At 66.0% G+C, this 14729-nt stretch carries 14 protein-coding genes; 4 read left to right on the top strand and 10 right to left on the bottom strand.

Annotated elements, in window-relative coordinates; genetic code table 11:
* Positions 1–3 precede the first annotated feature (3 nt).
* Positions 4–336, top strand: coding sequence for a hypothetical protein (locus ACQP1T_RS04315; protein WP_433758665.1), 333 nt, complete (start codon positions 4–6; stop codon positions 334–336).
* A gap of 78 nt (positions 337–414) precedes the next feature.
* On the opposite strand, the gene ACQP1T_RS04310 is transcribed toward ACQP1T_RS04315, so the two are convergent.
* The 3 genes from ACQP1T_RS04310 to ACQP1T_RS04300 all read right to left on the bottom strand — a co-directional run bounded on the left by ACQP1T_RS04310 (position 415) and on the right by ACQP1T_RS04300 (position 2849).
* On the bottom strand, positions 415–1104 hold the full coding sequence (locus tag ACQP1T_RS04310) for a response regulator transcription factor (RefSeq protein ID WP_062983697.1): 690 nt from the start codon (positions 1102–1104) through the stop codon (positions 415–417).
* A complete protein-coding gene (locus tag ACQP1T_RS04305; protein WP_433758664.1) occupies positions 1101–2336 on the bottom strand; it encodes a sensor histidine kinase in 1236 nt (411 codons plus the stop codon). The genes ACQP1T_RS04310 and ACQP1T_RS04305 overlap by 4 nt, the downstream gene beginning before the upstream one ends.
* 129 nt (positions 2337–2465) lie before the next feature.
* Positions 2466–2849: a winged helix-turn-helix transcriptional regulator gene (locus tag ACQP1T_RS04300; protein WP_433758663.1), complete on the bottom strand. Its 384-nt coding sequence runs from the start codon at positions 2847–2849 to the stop codon at positions 2466–2468.
* A 90-nt stretch (positions 2850–2939) separates the two neighbouring features.
* Here ACQP1T_RS04300 and ACQP1T_RS04295 point away from each other — a divergent pair, with 90 nt between their 5' ends.
* Positions 2940–3602: an NADPH-dependent F420 reductase gene (locus tag ACQP1T_RS04295; protein WP_433758662.1), complete on the top strand. Its 663-nt coding sequence runs from the start codon at positions 2940–2942 to the stop codon at positions 3600–3602.
* A gap of 93 nt (positions 3603–3695) precedes the next feature.
* On the opposite strand, the gene ACQP1T_RS04290 is transcribed toward ACQP1T_RS04295, so the two are convergent.
* From ACQP1T_RS04290 to ACQP1T_RS04265, 6 genes are all read right to left on the bottom strand, one after another.
* Positions 3696–5747: a CocE/NonD family hydrolase gene (locus tag ACQP1T_RS04290; protein WP_433758661.1), complete on the bottom strand. Its 2052-nt coding sequence runs from the start codon at positions 5745–5747 to the stop codon at positions 3696–3698.
* A 315-nt stretch (positions 5748–6062) separates the two neighbouring features.
* A complete protein-coding gene (locus ACQP1T_RS04285) occupies positions 6063–6800 on the bottom strand; it encodes a phosphoglyceromutase (protein WP_433758660.1) in 738 nt (245 codons plus the stop codon).
* Between the two features lie 51 nt (positions 6801–6851).
* The gene (locus tag ACQP1T_RS04280; protein WP_433758659.1) at positions 6852–7757 is read right to left on the bottom strand and encodes an ROK family protein; all 906 of its coding nucleotides are present in this window, start codon (positions 7755–7757) and stop codon (positions 6852–6854) included.
* Between the two features lie 193 nt (positions 7758–7950).
* Complete coding sequence (locus ACQP1T_RS04275) at positions 7951–8454, bottom strand: YbjN domain-containing protein (RefSeq protein ID WP_433758658.1); 504 nt, start codon at positions 8452–8454, stop codon at positions 7951–7953.
* Positions 8451–9875 (bottom strand): D-inositol-3-phosphate glycosyltransferase, encoded by a 1425-nt coding sequence (gene mshA, locus ACQP1T_RS04270; RefSeq protein ID WP_433758657.1) that lies wholly within the window; start codon positions 9873–9875, stop codon positions 8451–8453. The genes ACQP1T_RS04275 and mshA overlap by 4 nt, the downstream gene beginning before the upstream one ends.
* Positions 9876–10052: 177 nt before the next feature.
* On the bottom strand, positions 10053–10874 hold the full coding sequence (locus ACQP1T_RS04265; RefSeq protein ID WP_433758656.1) for an alpha/beta fold hydrolase: 822 nt from the start codon (positions 10872–10874) through the stop codon (positions 10053–10055).
* A gap of 90 nt (positions 10875–10964) precedes the next feature.
* On the opposite strand from ACQP1T_RS04265, the gene ACQP1T_RS04260 reads away from it, so the two are divergent.
* Positions 10965–11699, top strand: coding sequence for an SDR family NAD(P)-dependent oxidoreductase (locus ACQP1T_RS04260; protein WP_433758655.1), 735 nt, complete (start codon positions 10965–10967; stop codon positions 11697–11699).
* Between the two features lie 124 nt (positions 11700–11823).
* Positions 11824–12270, top strand: a complete 447-nt coding sequence (gene mscL, locus ACQP1T_RS04255; RefSeq protein ID WP_433758654.1) for a large conductance mechanosensitive channel protein MscL — start codon at positions 11824–11826, stop codon at positions 12268–12270.
* Between the two features lie 50 nt (positions 12271–12320).
* Here the strand turns inward: mscL and ACQP1T_RS04250 are convergent, their stop codons facing one another.
* Positions 12321–14696: an ATP-binding cassette domain-containing protein gene (locus tag ACQP1T_RS04250; RefSeq protein WP_433758653.1), complete on the bottom strand. Its 2376-nt coding sequence runs from the start codon at positions 14694–14696 to the stop codon at positions 12321–12323.
* Positions 14697–14729: the final 33 nt, after the last annotated feature.

Raw genomic sequence — 14729 nt, 5'->3', positions numbered from 1 at the left:
GTCATGTTGAAGAAAGCCCTGACCCTGACCGCCATCGCGCTCGGCGCCACCGCCGCGCTGACCGGTGCCGCACATGCCGAACCCAATGGTGACCCGGCCAAATACGCCGATTTCACCGCCGACTTCCTGCCCGCCAACACGCCCGAGGCGATCAATGCCCAGGCGAACGGCAAGAACCTGATCATGAGCCCGTACGGTGTCTCGCGCACCATCGCCTGCCGCGGCACCAGCGCGGCCGACGTCTACGAATGCATGCAGGAAGACGATCTCGGCTGGATCACCCTGCACAAGCAGGACCTCCCCGGCATCGGCCCCACCTGGGTCTACCTGCCCTGATTCGGATACGCAGCAGCACCGAGGTTGTCGGGGCCTCGGTTGCTGGGCTTTGTCGGAACTTTTAGTGAGCGCTGACCGTCAAGCCTCGAGCTTGTAGCCGAGACCGCGGACGGTGACCAGGTGCTCCGGCTTGGCCGGATCGCCCTCGATCTTCGAGCGCAACCGCTTGACGTGCACGTCGAGGGTCTTGGTGTCGCCGACGTAGTCGGCGCCCCAGACCCGGTCGATCAGCTGGCCGCGAGTCAGCACTCGCCCGGAATTGCGCAGCAGATATTCGAGCAGATCGAATTCCTTCAACGGCAGGGTGACCTGCCTACCGTTGACGTGCACGGTGTGACGATCGACATCCATCCGGACCGGTCCGGCCTCGAGCACATTGCTCTCATTGCCGCCGTCCAGTTCATCTCCCGCGCCGCGGCGCAGCACGGCCCGGATGCGGGCGATCAGTTCGCGCGCGGAGTACGGCTTGGTGACGTAGTCGTCGGCGCCGAGTTCCAGGCCGACCACCTTGTCGATCTCGCTGTCACGTGCGGTGACCATGATCACCGGGACGCCGCTGCGGGTGCGCAGCTGTTTGCAGACATCGGTGCCGCTCATACCGGGCAGCATGAGGTCGAGCAGCACGATATCGGCGCCGGAGCGGTCGAATTCGGCGAGCGCGGACGGTCCGTCACCGACGACGGTGACCTCGAAGCCCTCCTTGCGAAGCAGGAATGCGAGCGGATCGGCCAGCGACTCCTCATCTTCGACGATCAGAACACTCGTCATCTGCGTGCCTCCACACCATTGGGTCTGCCCGGCCCCGAGGGACGCGGGTGTGTTTCTCTCATGCTCACCGCGGAACCGTCGGGCTCTTCTTCGCCGCCGGATTCATGGTGAGCAGGTATTCGCAGGGTGAACGTCGATCCGGTGCCGAGCTTGCTCCACAGGGTGATCTCACCGTTGTGGTTGGCCGCCACATGCTTGACGATAGCCAGGCCGAGCCCGGTACCACCGGTGGCGCGCGAGCGCGCCTTATCGGATCGGAAGAAACGCTCGAAGACCCGCTCCTGGTCTTCCTTGGCGATGCCGATGCCGCGATCGGTCACGGCCATCGCGACGTGATCGCCGCGCAGTGAGCGGCTCACCGAAACGTGCGAGCCGGCGGGTGAGTACGCGATGGCGTTTTCCACCAGGTTGGACAGTGCGGTGACGAGCAGGGTTTCATCGCCGAGCACCTCGAGGCCGCTCGGGCGGTCGGTGCTCACGGTGATGCCAGCGGCCTCGGCGGCGGTGCGGGAGCGATCGACCGCCTGCATGACCACGGTGTCGACGTCGACCACCTCTAGCTCGGGTAGCTTTTCCGCGCCCTGTAGTCGCGAGAGCGCGATCAACTCGGTGACCATCTTGCCGAGGCGCCGGGATTCACCGAGCACGCGTTGACCGAAGTGCCGGACCGCCTCGGGATCTTCGGCGGATTCCAGCATGGCCTCGGCCAGCAGGCTCATCGCACCGACGGGGGTCTTGAGTTCGTGGCTGACATTGGCGACGAAGTCCCGGCGGGTGGCCTCCATGCGGGCCTGCTCGGAATCATCGTCGGCGAACAGCACGGTGAAACTGGTCTCTTCGCGCGATAGCTGTCTGGCCACTCCGCGCACCGCGATCCGGCTGCGGCCGGGCATCGGGTTCTTGGCGGTGAGATCGAATTCGGTGGATTCGCCGGTGGCGAGCACCTTCTCCACCGCGGCCCAGGCGCGTTCGTCGAGCAGGCGGTTGCGGACCAGGCCCAGTTCTTCGGCCCGCGGGTTGACCAGCACCACATCGCGGTACTCGTCGACGACCGCGATTCCGCTCTCGGAGGCGAGCACGATCAGGTCGAGCACCTGCGACATGGTGAGACCGGAATCTGCCTGTCTGCGGGCGGCCTGCCTGGCGTTCATGAACGGGATCAATAGCCCGCCGACTGCCAGGCCGACGACAGCCGCGAGGACTGCCAGCAGGACGGCCTGGGGAACACTCACACTTGAATCGTACGGTCGCCAACGGACAACCCGACTCGGGGTACGCGAAGTTTCGTGCAGGTCATGGGCACTTCCAGGCCCGTTAGCCGCTTGTTTACGCGTTGTTCGCGCGCCGGCGCCCGGATCGTTTCACTCCGGCGAATCCGACATCGCCGACCGCACCGAGTCGCCGTGTCGATCCGCCCATTCGCCGAGGGCGTAGATCGGAATGAGCAGATCGCGCCCGGCTTCGGTCAGTTCGTATTCGACCCGGGGCGGGGCCTCGGCGTAGCGGTGCCGCTCGATGAGGGTCATGGTCTGCATCCGGCGCAGCGTTTGGGTGAGCATCTTCTGGCTGATGCCGCCGATGGCGGTGCGCAGGTCGCCGGGACGCATCGGGCCGTCGCGCAACATGTAGACGATGACCGCGAGCCAGCGGTTGCCGAACAGGTCGACCCCGAGTCGGGCCGGACAGTCGGCCTCGAAATCGCCGTAGGGCGCGAATTCCACCGGTTCGGCATGTTCGACCGTCATGACACCAGCCTGCCATCGTCATTGCGCACCTCGAGGTGCCTATCGAAATCCCTAGCGTCGGTGCCGAATACATCCGAACCAGGAGTTGATATGCGAATCGGAATCATCGGGGCGGGCGCGATGGCGAAGGCACTCGGCGGCGGCTGGGCCGCGGCCGGTCACGAGGTCGTGATCGGTGCGCGGTCCCGTGCGGCCGCGGATGCGCTGGCGGCGACCATCGGACACGGAGCGCGGGGCGGAAGTGTCGGTGCGGCTGCCGAATTCGGTGCGGTCGTATTGTTGGCGCTGCCGGTAAGTGCCCTTGACGAAGTACTGGGTGAAATCGGCGGAAAACTCGCCGGGCGGACGGTGATCGACTGCACCAATGCTTTCCTGCCGGACGAGGCCGCACCGGAAGGAGTCCCGGCGTTCGTACTGTCCGAGGACGCGGTCGCCGCACGCATCGCGGCGACGGTTCCCGAGGCGAATGTGGTGAAGGCCTTCAACGTATGCGCCGCCGAGGTGTGGGAATCGCAGGCTCGGGTGTTCGAGAATCGCAGACTGGCCGTGCCGATCTGCGGTGACGCCGCCGCGGTACAGCAGGTCGCGGCACTGGCGGAAGATATCGGACTGCAACCGATTTCGGCGGGCGGACTGCATCGCGCCAGGTATCTCGAGGCCACCTCGGTCTTCACCGTCGGCCTCTGGTTCGGCGGCGCTGATGCCCGTGCGATCTTCCCGCCATTGGAAGCGGCATTCGCCGTGGCCGACTAGCGACCGGAGCCGGTCCGAGCGTGCACGACCCGCCCATACCCCGCGAATTCGAGCATGAATGCGCGAGAGGTGCACACCCGGGCCGGATACGGCTTACCAGCCCGGGTTCCCCCGCACGGGGATATTCACGAAACTCGGCCGATTCGGCTCGAGCTGCAGGTGTTGTGGTTTCAGGCCCGTATCGATCAGCATCGGCAGTACCGGCAGGCCCTTGGGGAAGTTGCCCGCGAAGACATCCACGCGCAGGCGGTGACCGGGCCGCAGAATCGCCTCGGTGGCGGGCAGGGCGATATCGAGGGTTGTCTCCTCCCCCGGCACGGTCGGCTGACGCAGGTCCAGCGAGGCATAGGGCCGTGGGTCGGTGTAATCGCCACTGGCGGAACGGGTGCTGTTCGCCTCGTCGACCTGACGCAGCGACGCCATCAACTGGCCCGAGGAGAGCACGGTGGACTGTCCGTCCGGCGCCACATCGTTCACCGTGACGACCCAATAGCCGTCGGCCGCATCCTGAACGGTATTGAGGTGCACGGCGATTCGACCGGAGATGGTGGTCGGCTCGGCGACCGGGTCGCTGGTGAAGGTCAGCCCGTTCAGCTCCGCGATCCGCGAGTCCTTGGCACAGCCATCGATGATCGAGAGGAAACCCGCACTACCCTGCGCTGCGTCGTTGGAGCACAGGGTAGTCAGGCCTGGCGCGACCGTGAGCCGCGCCGAGTCCGGGCTCGCCGCGGCGAGCAACGATCCGTCGTACCGGCTGTTCGCGGTGCCACTTCCGTTGGCGGACAGATACATCCGGCGATATTCGGCATCCTGGGATCCGGTCCGCGGATCGGCGAACGAATCGGTGGTGATCCAACCGCCGCCCTGCTGCCGCAGGGTGATCGGGCCGTACTGCTCGATGCCGTTGTCGATGCCCTTGAGCCACTTGTCGAACCATGCGCGCTGCAGCACGTCCAGACGCGGCGGTAGACCGGGTTTGCCGTATTCGTTGCCGGAGCTGACGTGGTAGGTATTGCCCATCAGCAGCTGCTTCTGGCCAGCGGGCAGTGGAATCTCGTTGTAGATCTTGGATTCCGAATAGGTGAACAGATCGTGCCAGCCGCCGGTGACGAAGGTGGGCACCTGAATCTTGCTCGGATCGCCGAGCCAGGCCGCGCGCGATGTCGACGAACCGGTCAGCAGTTCCTTGGCGCGCGGGTCCAGGTCCTCGATCCGGGTGGTGCTGTAGACATTGAGCAGCACGTCCATGAAGGTGAACGGATCCTCGGCGCGATCGGCGAGCCACTGCATATCGAACTGTCCGTTGAGAATCGACGCGACATCCGGAACGAGCTTGAGGCCGTTGATGGCGGTCAGCCACAGCGGAATGAAGTTGAAGCCGAAGCCACCGCCGGGTGCGAGCACATCGTTGACCAGGTCACTGCCTGGCACCACCGGGAAGATCGCCTTCAGCGCGGGCGGGTGCATCGCGGCCACCTGGACCTGATTGATGCCCGAATACGACAGGCCGTTCATGCCGATGCGGCCGTCGGACCATGGCTGGCGCGCGGCCCAGTCGATCACCTCGTAGGTGTCCTGCTGTTCGCGCTGGCGCAGCATGTCCCAGATGCCCTGGGAGAATCCGGTGCCGCGCACGTCGACCACGACCTGGGTGTAACCGCTCTTGATGAGCTGGCGGTCGACCGCGAAGTTGCGCAGTTCGCCGCCGCCGAAGGATTTGGTCAGATCGGTGACGCCGGAGAGCGGGGTGCCACTGAGGTCGATCTGTCGGAACAGTTCGATCAGCGCATCGGACAGACCCGGAATGGACATCGCGCTGTCGGCGATGTTGGAGACCAGTTTGGTGTACGGGGTCAGGTTGACCACCGTGGGCGTCGGGGTGTCGATCGGGCGACCCGCAGCATCCGCCGGACGGTACACATTGCCTTTGAGGACGGTGCCGTCGCTCATGGTGATCGGGACATCCCACTGGATATTCACATTCGGGTACTGCTGGGGACCGTCCTCGGCCGCGACCCAGGCCGCACCGGCCGCACCGCCATCGGGACCGGACGGTTCCGGCGCGGCGATCGCGCTCTGGGTGACGAATGGAATGAGCACCGCCGTGACGACTGCCGCCACTGTGGCACGCAACATTGTCTGCATCAGGGGTGATCCGCCTCTCGGACTGGTCGAACGACCAGAGCTTACATACCGACGAGTAGGTTCGAATTCTGGGTTACATGAATCGCGGGTCGAATGTCGGTTCACATACAGCAACCGGCACCGCATAACGCCTGTACAAGGCTGAGGGTATCCACGTCCACCTGCAGAATTCACACTAACCCAGGCGGACGCAGCTAACCCATCGCGACTCGCGCCCCAGTTCCGCTTCCGATCCAGGCGAACGGCGCGTCACCGCAGAAAACAGCAACGCGCCGCGACCGAAGCCGGTCGCGGCGCGCTGTCGTATCGATTCGCTTATTTGCCGCCCTGGCTGGCGACGGCCGCGGCACCCGCGGCGGCGGCCTCGGGGTCGAGGTACTCCCGCGGACGAATCGGGCGCAAGTTCTCGTCGAGTTCGTAGCGCAGCGGGATACCGGTGGGAATGTTCAGCCCGGCGATATCGTCATCGGAGATCCGGTCCAGATGCTTGACCAGCGCGCGCAGCGAATTGCCGTGTGCCGCAACGAGAACAGTCTTGCCCGAGCGCAGGTCCTCGGAGATGGTCGACTCCCAGTACGGGACCATCCGGTTCACCACATCGAGCAGGCATTCGGTCTTGGGGACGTCGATGCCGTCGTAGCGTGGGTCGCTCTCCTGGCTGTACTCGTTGGCCGGGTCGATGGGCGGCGGCGGGGTGTCGTAGCTGCGCCGCCACAGCATGAACTGCTCGTCGCCGTATTGATCGCGGACCTGCGCCTTGTTCTTGCCCTGCAGATCGCCGTAGTGGCGCTCGTTGAGGCGCCAGTCGCGCACCACCGGGATCCAGTGCCGGTCGGCGGCGTCCAGCGCGATATTCGCGGTGCTGATCGCGCGACGCAGCACCGAGGTGTAGACGATATCCGGCAGGATGCCGTGTTCGGCCAGCAGTTCCCCGGCGCGCTTGCCCTCGGCGATGCCCTTATCGGTCAGGTGCACATCCACCCAGCCGGTGAAAAGGTTCATGGCATTCCATTCGCTCTCGCCGTGGCGCAGCAACACGAGGGTGTACGTCATGCAGGCCATTCTGGCATGTGCGCGAACCGGGCACGCATCCGTTCCCACTGCTCAGGAGATGGCATCGGCGGTATCGTGGCCCGCCGCGAGCACACCGGCGCCAACCAGCGTCGCGCCATTGGTGATTCGCGACTGCACCACCCGCAGCTCGCGCAGGAAGTCCAAGCCCGCGTGCCGGGTCACGGCCGCGCGCAGCGGTTCCCACAGTGGTTCGCCCGATTGTGCGAAGCCACCGCCGATCACCACCCGGTCGATATCGAGTGTCGAGGCCGCGGAGGCGATGGCCGTGCCGAGCGCGGTTCCGGCCCGGTGCAGCGCGGCGAGTGCGATCTCGTTGCCGGTGTGCGCGGCTTTTGCCAGTCCCGCGCCGGTCTCACCGCCCCAACCCTGTTCGCGCGCCCAGCGCACCGACGACATGCCGCTCGCGATCGCCTCGACACAGCCGACGCCGCCGCATTCACAGGGCACATCCCAACCCGGCACCACGATGTGGCCGACGTGTCCGGCATTACCGGTGCGCCCGAGCACCACCCGTCCGTCGGCGATGATGCCGCCGCCGATGCCCGAGGAAACCGTCATGGCCAGGCCGTTCGCAATGCCGCGCAGCGCGCCGACGTGATGTTCGGCCAGTGCGAGGCAGGCACCGTCGATGGCGAATCGCACTGCGCCGGAAGGGAACAGCCGCTGCACCTCGGCCACGATCGGAAAGCCCGCCTTCCATTCCGGAATGTTCAGCGGACTGGTGATACCGGTTCGCACATCGACCGGTCCGGCCGAACCGACCCCGATCGCCGAAACCGTCGCGTCACCGGCCACTTCCAGCAGCAGCTCGCGGCACGCCGCCCACACGGACTCCCGTGGCACATCGACCCGCCGCACATCGCGTACCTTCCGGCCCGCGGAGACGACCCCGGCGGCGAATTTCGTCGCACCGATATCCAGAGCAAGAACCATCATCGCCGGGCAGCCTTCCTGTACCTCGCGGCCCATTCCCACAGCGCGATTGTCGCCTACGCCGAGCGCGGCGGTGTCGGATCGACGTCAACGAACCCCGGCTCCCGGCCCGCGTACTCCACCCTGTCGGTGCACCCACAGTCACAGGCTCACACCAGGTCTGCACGCACCACAGCGGGTGTGCATGCGGGCGAGCTCAGGGTTGGTCGGCGGTTTCCACCAGATGCTCGAATGCGCGCAGGTTCTGCAGGGATTCACCGCGCGATACCCGCCACTTCCATTCCCGGCGAATGGATTCGGCGAAGCCGAGTTCCAGCAGCACATTGAAGTCGGCGTCGACGGCCTCGAGGATTTGGCCGAAGATCCGGTCGAGTTCATCAGGGGTGACGGCGTGGGTGGCCATCCGGCCGACCAGGTAGATATCGCCGACCCGATCCAAGGTGTAGGCCACCGCGTAGAGGCGGCGGTTGCGGCGCAGCAGGAATTTGTAGACGCCCTCGAAATTCTCGTCGGGCTTGCGGCAGACGAACGATTCGATCCGCAGTCCGTGCTTGCCGATGGTGAGCAGCACAGTGGTCTTGAGTTTACGCTCGCCGGGCAGGATGACGACGAAGGTCTCCTCGCTGGGCTGGGTGTACTCGATCTCGCGCTCGCGCAGCGTTTCATCGATCAGCTGCGCGGTCGCGGCTACCGTGCTCATCGGTGCGCTCCCGTCCGGCGCCGCCACAGCGCCCGCGATCTGGCCTGACTGCTCTCGCCGAGGAGAACAGCACCGCGTTCCCCCGCGAGGGTAGTGCGTTCCCCGGGCGGCTCGACCAGCGCGGCCTCGAAGACCCTGCCGCGGCCGGTGCGCAGCGCACGGAAATCGGCCAGCGCCGCCGAATAACTGGCGAGCAGTCCGTCCGCGGTGTGCTCCCAGGAGAAATGCCCGGCGTGCTCGACCGCGCGCAGCCCCATCCAACGTAGTCGCTCACCGTCGTCGAGCAGATGGCCGAGGGCATCGGCCCAGTCCGGCGTGCGATGTCCGGGCACGAGCAGGCCGGTCTCACCGTGGCGCACGGCGGTGCCGAGCCCGCCCACATCGGCCGCAAGCACCGGCGTGCCACTGGCCTGCGCTTCGATCGCGACCAGACCGAAGGATTCGTTGTAGCTGGGCACCGCGACCAGGTCGGCGGCCCGATACACCTGCACCAGGCGGTCCGGCGGCTGCGGCGGCAGGAAGGTGACGTGCTCGGCGATGCCGAGCGCGGCGGCGAGTTCGATCAGCGAATCGGGGCGCTCCAGTCCGGTGCCGGACGGTCCGCCGACAATGAGCACCCGCAGCTTGCGCGACGGGTCGCGGTACAGCAGTTCGGCGGCCGCGCGGACCAGCACGTCCGGGGCCTTGAGCGGCTGGATGCGGCCGATGAAAGCGACGACCCGCTCATCGGCGGCCAGCCCCAATTCGACTCGGGCCGCGGCCTTTTCACCCGGACAGTAGCGAGTCAGATCCGCGCCGGGCGGCACCACATCGATGCGCTCGGGATCGGCGCCGTACAGCTCGATGAGCTGGCGCGCCTCCTCCGCGGTATTGGCGACCATCCGATCGGCCTCGGCGATCACCTGCTTTTCGCCGATCTCGCGGGTCGCGGGTTCGGGACAGTCTCCCTCGGCGAGCGCCGCGTTCTTCACCGCGGCCAAGGTGTGCGCGGTGTGCACCAGCGGCACCCGCCAGCGGTCGCGCGCGAGCCAGCCGACCTGACCGGAGAGCCAATAGTGCGAATGGACGAGGTCATAGTGACCTGGCAGGTGTCTGGCCTCTTGGCGCAGCACCTCGGCGGTGAACGGGCACAGCTGGGTCGGCAGGTCGTGCTTGTCCAGTCCCTCGAACGGGCCCGCCACCACATTGCGCACCAGGACCCCCGGGGCCGCCTCCTGGACCGGCGGCACGTTCGAGGAGGTGGCCCGGGTGAAAATCTCGACCTCGGTGCCGCGTCGGGCCAGCTGAATGGCGGTTTGCAGCACATACACGTTCATGCCGCCCGCATCACCGGTGCCCGGTTGAGCAAGTGGTGAGGTGTGCACCGATAACACGGCGATCCGATTCGGCCGTAGGTCCGGGCGTTGACTCACACCATCCATAGTGCACGTTGGATTGCCCAACTCAGACGCCGTAACCGGGCCGAGTGACAGTCGTCACAGCAGTTTCGTGAGGGTTCTCACGCGCGGGTGCACATATTCGCCCGACGCTGATCTTGCGCACCGGGATAGGACAAGTCTGCTCGAGCCGAGCCTGCGGCGCCAGCGAATTTCGGACGGCTAATTCAGACCGTCGATGAACCCGCTCACCTCGGCGACGAAGCGGGCGCGATCCTCGATGAACAGCCCGTGCTGTGCGTCCGCCCAGAACGAGCCGCGGCCTTCGGGCACCGCGTCGAGGATGTAGCGACCGTTCTCGATCGGCACGACCGGATCCTTGGTCCCGTGCAGGACCAGCACCGGAATGTCCAGGGCGCGCAGCGTTTCGGTGTTGTCGACGGTCCGGTAGAACAGCGCCTTGCGCACCCGAGGCGGCGTGCCGAGGCTCGCGCCGAAGATGCGCTGCGCATCGACGCCCTTATCCGGTCCGGGTCCGGTGTTGGCATTGCCGAAGGCGCCGAATGCGCGCAAGGCACGGCCCGCGCTTTCCTCGAAGACACCGGGAATGGCCTCCTGCATTGCCGAACCGGTCTGCGCTCCGGGAGCACGACCGATATTGGCCATCGAACCCGAGTAGACGACACCCGCGATCGCGCCGGTGCCGTACGCGGTCAGATAGTCGCTGATCACGATGCCGCCGTAGGACCAGCCGAGCAGCACCGCACCGGAGTCGATGCCCTCGGCGGCCAGCACCGCGGCGATATCGGCGGCCCAGTTCTTCGGATCGTCGTAGCCGGACTCCGGCGCACCGGAATAGCCGTGGCCGCGCAGGTCGACGGCGAGCACCCGGAAGCGCTCGGCCAGCTCGTCCGCGGCCGCACCCCAGCACTGCAGATTGGCCGACCAACCGTGCACCAGCACCAGCGGCCTGCCGTCGGCCGGACCGCTGACCCGATAGACGATGCTCGTTCCGTCCGCACTGATCGCTTCCCGAATACCCATGTGACCGAGGCTAACGGCGGCCGGTCCGCTGCGGTGATCCGGGCAACAACCGAGCTCACCAGCAAACCACCTGCACTTAGGATCGGATCCATGAGCATTCGCACTGCCGTCGTGACCGGAGCCAGTTCGGGAATCGGCGAAGCCACCGCCCGAGAGCTCGCCAAACAGGGCTATCACGTGATCGTCGGCGCGCGCAGGCTCGATCGGCTGCGGCGCCTGGCCGACGAAATCGACGGTACCGCACTCGAACTCGATGTGACCTCGGAAGATTCCGTGCGCGCGTTCACCGATGCGATCGAGAACGCCGATGTGCTCATCAACAATGCGGGCGGCGCGAAGGGTCTGGCCCCGGTGGCCGAGGCGGATCTGGACGACTGGCGCTGGATGTGGGAAACCAATGTGCTCGGCACGCTGCGGGTGACCAAGGCCTTGCTGCCGAAGCTGATCGCGTCGGGTGACGGGCTCATCGTCACCATCACCTCGGTCGCCGCCTTCGAGGCCTACGACAACGGGTCCGGCTACACCTCGGCCAAGCACGCACAGGCCGTACTGCACCGCACATTGCGCGGCGAACTGCTCGGCCAGCCGGTGCGGCTCACCGAAATCGCGCCCGGCGCAGTCGAAACCGAGTTCTCGCTGGTGCGATTCGCCGGGGACGAGGAGCGTGCGGCCAAGGTGTACGAGGGCATCGATCCGCTGGTCGCGCAGGATATCGCGGAGATCATCGGGTTCGTGGCGTCGCGACCGTCACATGTGAATCTGGACCAGATCATCGTCAAGCCCCGTGACCAGGCCGGGCCGGGTCGCTTCGCTCGCCGCGGCTGACGTAATCGGCGATACTCCACCCGAATCGAATGTTTCTCGATTGCTGAGAATTCGCTCATGCTTGGCGAGAACGTTAGCATCGGGTGCTTGAAACGCGTTTAGACCGGATTGGAGTGGCTCGCCCATGCTCAAGGGTTTCAAAGATTTCGTGATGCGCGGGAACGTTATCGATCTCGCTGTCGCGGTGGTCATGGGTACCGCGTTCACCGCGGTGGTGACGGCGGTGACAAAGGGAATCATCAATCCGCTGCTCGCGGTATTCGGTAAGCCCAATGAGCTGGGACTCGGCGTTCAGCTGGTCTCGGGTAAACCGGCCACCTTCATCGCGCTCGGGCCGATCATCACCGCGCTCCTCGACTTCGTGCTGGTCGCAGCGGTGTTGTACTTCGTGCTGATGGTGCCGATGAAGACGCTGAAGAACCGCTTCGGCACCGCCAAGGTGGCCGAGCCGTCCGAAATCGAATTGCTGATCGAGATTCGCGATCTGCTCGCCAAACAGCAGAAGGATTCGGTCGTCGATGCCGAATCGTTCGGTAAGGACGGTTCGCTCGTCAAGGAGAATGCGCGGTAATCGCCACGCATTTCGCCCCCGCACGGTCGTCCGAGCGGGGGCGATTTCGTTTATGCGCCGACGTATGCCGCCAGATGTTCGCCGGTGAGGGTGGCCCGCTCGGCGACCAGGTCGGCGGGCGTGCCCTCGAAGACGATCTTGCCGCCGTCGTGGCCCGCCCCGGGACCGAGGTCGATGATCCAGTCGGCATGAGCCATGACCGCCTGGTGGTGCTCGATGACGATCACCGACTTACCCGAGTCGACCAGCCGGTCGAGCAGGCCGAGCAGCTGTTCGACATCGGCGAGGTGCAGGCCGGTCGTCGGCTCGTCGAGGACGTAGACGCCGCCCTTCTCGGCCATATGGGTGGCCAGCTTGAGCCGCTGCCGCTCGCCGCCGGACAGCGTGGTGAGCGGCTGGCCGAGGGTGAGGTAGCCGAGCCCGACATCGGCGAGCCGGTCGAGGATCTTCTCCGCGGCGGGTGTGCGTGCCGCGCCGTCGCTGAAGAACTCCTGCGCCTCGGTCACCGACATCGCGAGCACCTCGCTGATATCGCGGCCGCCGAGGTGGTACTCGAGCACCGCGGCCTGGAACCGCTTGCCCTCGCACTCCTCACAGGTGGTCGCGACACCGGCCATCACCGCCAGGTCGGTGTAGATGACGCCCGCACCGTTGCAGTTGGGGCACGCGCCCTCGGAATTCGCACTGAAAAGTGCTGGCTTGACGCCGTTTTCCTTCGCGAACGCCTTGCGGATCGGGTCGAGCAGTCCGGTGTAGGTCGCCGGATTGCTCCGGCGGGAGCCGCGGATCGGGCCCTGATCGACCGACACGACGTCCGCGCCGGCGGGTATCGATCCGTGCACCAGCGAGCTCTTACCCGAGCCCGCGACGCCGGTGATGACGGCGAGCACACCGAGTGGAATGTCCACATCGACATCGCGCAGGTTGTTTGTCGACGCACCGCGGATCTCCAACGCGCCGTTGGGCTTTCGCACCGTGTCCTTCAATGCGGCGCGGTCGTCGAAGTGGCGGCCGGTAATGGTGCCGCTGCCGCGCAGCCCATCGACGCTGCCCTCGAAGCAGACGGTGCCGCCGCCCGTACCCGCGCCGGGCCCAAGGTCGACGATGTGGTCGGCGATGACGATCGTCTCCGGCTTGTGCTCGACGACGAGCACCGTATTGCCCTTGTCCCGCAGCCGCAGCAGCAGTTCGTTCATCCGCTGGATGTCGTGCGGGTGCAGACCGGCGGTCGGCTCGTCGAATACGTAGGTGACGTCGGTGAGCGAGGAGCCGAGGTGGCGGATCATCTTGACGCGCTGCGCCTCACCGCCGGAGAGCGTGCCCGCGGGCCGTTCCAGCGAGAGGTAGCCGAGGCCGATCTCCACGAACGAGTCGAGGGTGTGCCGCAGCGAGGTCAGCAGCGGCGCCACCGACGGTTCCTTCAGCCCACTGACCCATTCGGCCAGATCGCTGATCTGCATGGCACACGCGTCGGCGATGCTGATGCCCTTGATCTTCGACGATCGCGCCAACTCGCTCAGCCGGGTGCCGTCGCATTCCGGGCAGATCTGGAAGGTGACCGCCCGCTCCACGAAGGCCCGGATATGCGGCTGCAGCGCGTCGACGTCCTTGGCCAGCATCGACTTGCGGATCCGCGGGATCAGACCCTCGTAGGTCAGGTTGATGCCTTCGACCTTGATCTTGGTCGGTTCCTTGTAGAGCAGATCGTTGAGTTCGCGCTTGTTGTACTTCTCGAGCGGCTTGTCCGGATCGAAGAAGCCGCAGCCGGTGAAGATGCGTCCGAACCAACCGTCCATGCTGTAGCCGGGGATGGTGAGCGCGCCCTCGTTCAGCGATTTGGTTTCGTCGTACAGCTGGGTCAGATCGATATCGTTGACCGAACCCCGGCCCTCGCAGCGCGGACACATGCCGCCGGTGATGCTGAAGCTGCGGCGCTCCTTCACCGTCTTCCCGGCACGCTCGATCGCGACCGCACCCGCGCCACTGATCGAGGCGACATTGAAGGAGAACGCCTGCGGCGAGCCGATATGCGGTTTGCCCAGTCGGCTGAACAGGATGCGCAACATGGCATTGGCGTCGGTGGCGGTGCCGACGGTGGAGCGCGGGTCGGCGCCCATGCGCTGCTGGTCGACGATGATCGCGGTGGTCAGCCCGTCGAGCACGTCGACCTCGGGCCGCGCCAAGGTGGGCATGAAGCCCTGCACGAAGCTGCTGTAGGTCTCGTTGATCAACCGCTGCGACTCGGCGGCGATGGTGTCGAATACCAGCGAACTCTTGCCCGAGCCGGAAACCCCGGTGAACACCGTCAGTCGGCGCTTCGGGATTTCGATGCTGATGTCCTTGAGATTGTTCACGCGTGCGCCGAGCACGCGGATCAGATCGTGGCTGTCGGCAGCGTGCGTTCGCGTGTCCGTCTTCTTGGCCATCTGATCGCTTCTCCATCTGGTTGCGCGGGCCGC

It is taken from the genome of Nocardia sp. CA-135398 (assembly GCF_050955845.1).
GTDB lineage: Bacteria > Actinomycetota > Actinomycetes > Mycobacteriales > Mycobacteriaceae > Nocardia.
This window is presented reverse-complemented; position numbering and strand designations above follow the sequence as displayed.

Bases quoted from the DNA above. Each gene is read 5' to 3' on its own strand.
- ACQP1T_RS04260 (WP_433758655.1), top strand. From the start codon at position 10,965: ATGAGCATTCGCACTGCCGTCGTGACCGGAGCCAGTTCGGGAATCGGC.
- ACQP1T_RS04280 (WP_433758659.1), bottom strand. From the start codon at position 7,757: ATGATGGTTCTTGCTCTGGATATCGGTGCGACGAAATTCGCCGCCGGG.
- ACQP1T_RS04315 (WP_433758665.1), top strand. From the start codon at position 4: ATGTTGAAGAAAGCCCTGACCCTGACCGCCATCGCGCTCGGCGCCACC.
- mshA (WP_433758657.1), bottom strand. From the start codon at position 9,875: ATGGATGGTGTGAGTCAACGCCCGGACCTACGGCCGAATCGGATCGCC.
- ACQP1T_RS04285 (WP_433758660.1), bottom strand. From the start codon at position 6,800: ATGACGTACACCCTCGTGTTGCTGCGCCACGGCGAGAGCGAATGGAAT.
- ACQP1T_RS04290 (WP_433758661.1), bottom strand. From the start codon at position 5,747: ATGCAGACAATGTTGCGTGCCACAGTGGCGGCAGTCGTCACGGCGGTG.
- ACQP1T_RS04310 (WP_062983697.1), bottom strand. From the start codon at position 1,104: ATGACGAGTGTTCTGATCGTCGAAGATGAGGAGTCGCTGGCCGATCCG.
- ACQP1T_RS04275 (WP_433758658.1), bottom strand. From the start codon at position 8,454: ATGAGCACGGTAGCCGCGACCGCGCAGCTGATCGATGAAACGCTGCGC.
- ACQP1T_RS04265 (WP_433758656.1), bottom strand. From the start codon at position 10,874: ATGGGTATTCGGGAAGCGATCAGTGCGGACGGAACGAGCATCGTCTAT.
- ACQP1T_RS04295 (WP_433758662.1), top strand. From the start codon at position 2,940: ATGCGAATCGGAATCATCGGGGCGGGCGCGATGGCGAAGGCACTCGGC.
- ACQP1T_RS04250 (WP_433758653.1), bottom strand. From the start codon at position 14,696: ATGGCCAAGAAGACGGACACGCGAACGCACGCTGCCGACAGCCACGAT.
- ACQP1T_RS04300 (WP_433758663.1), bottom strand. From the start codon at position 2,849: ATGACGGTCGAACATGCCGAACCGGTGGAATTCGCGCCCTACGGCGAT.
- mscL (WP_433758654.1), top strand. From the start codon at position 11,824: ATGCTCAAGGGTTTCAAAGATTTCGTGATGCGCGGGAACGTTATCGAT.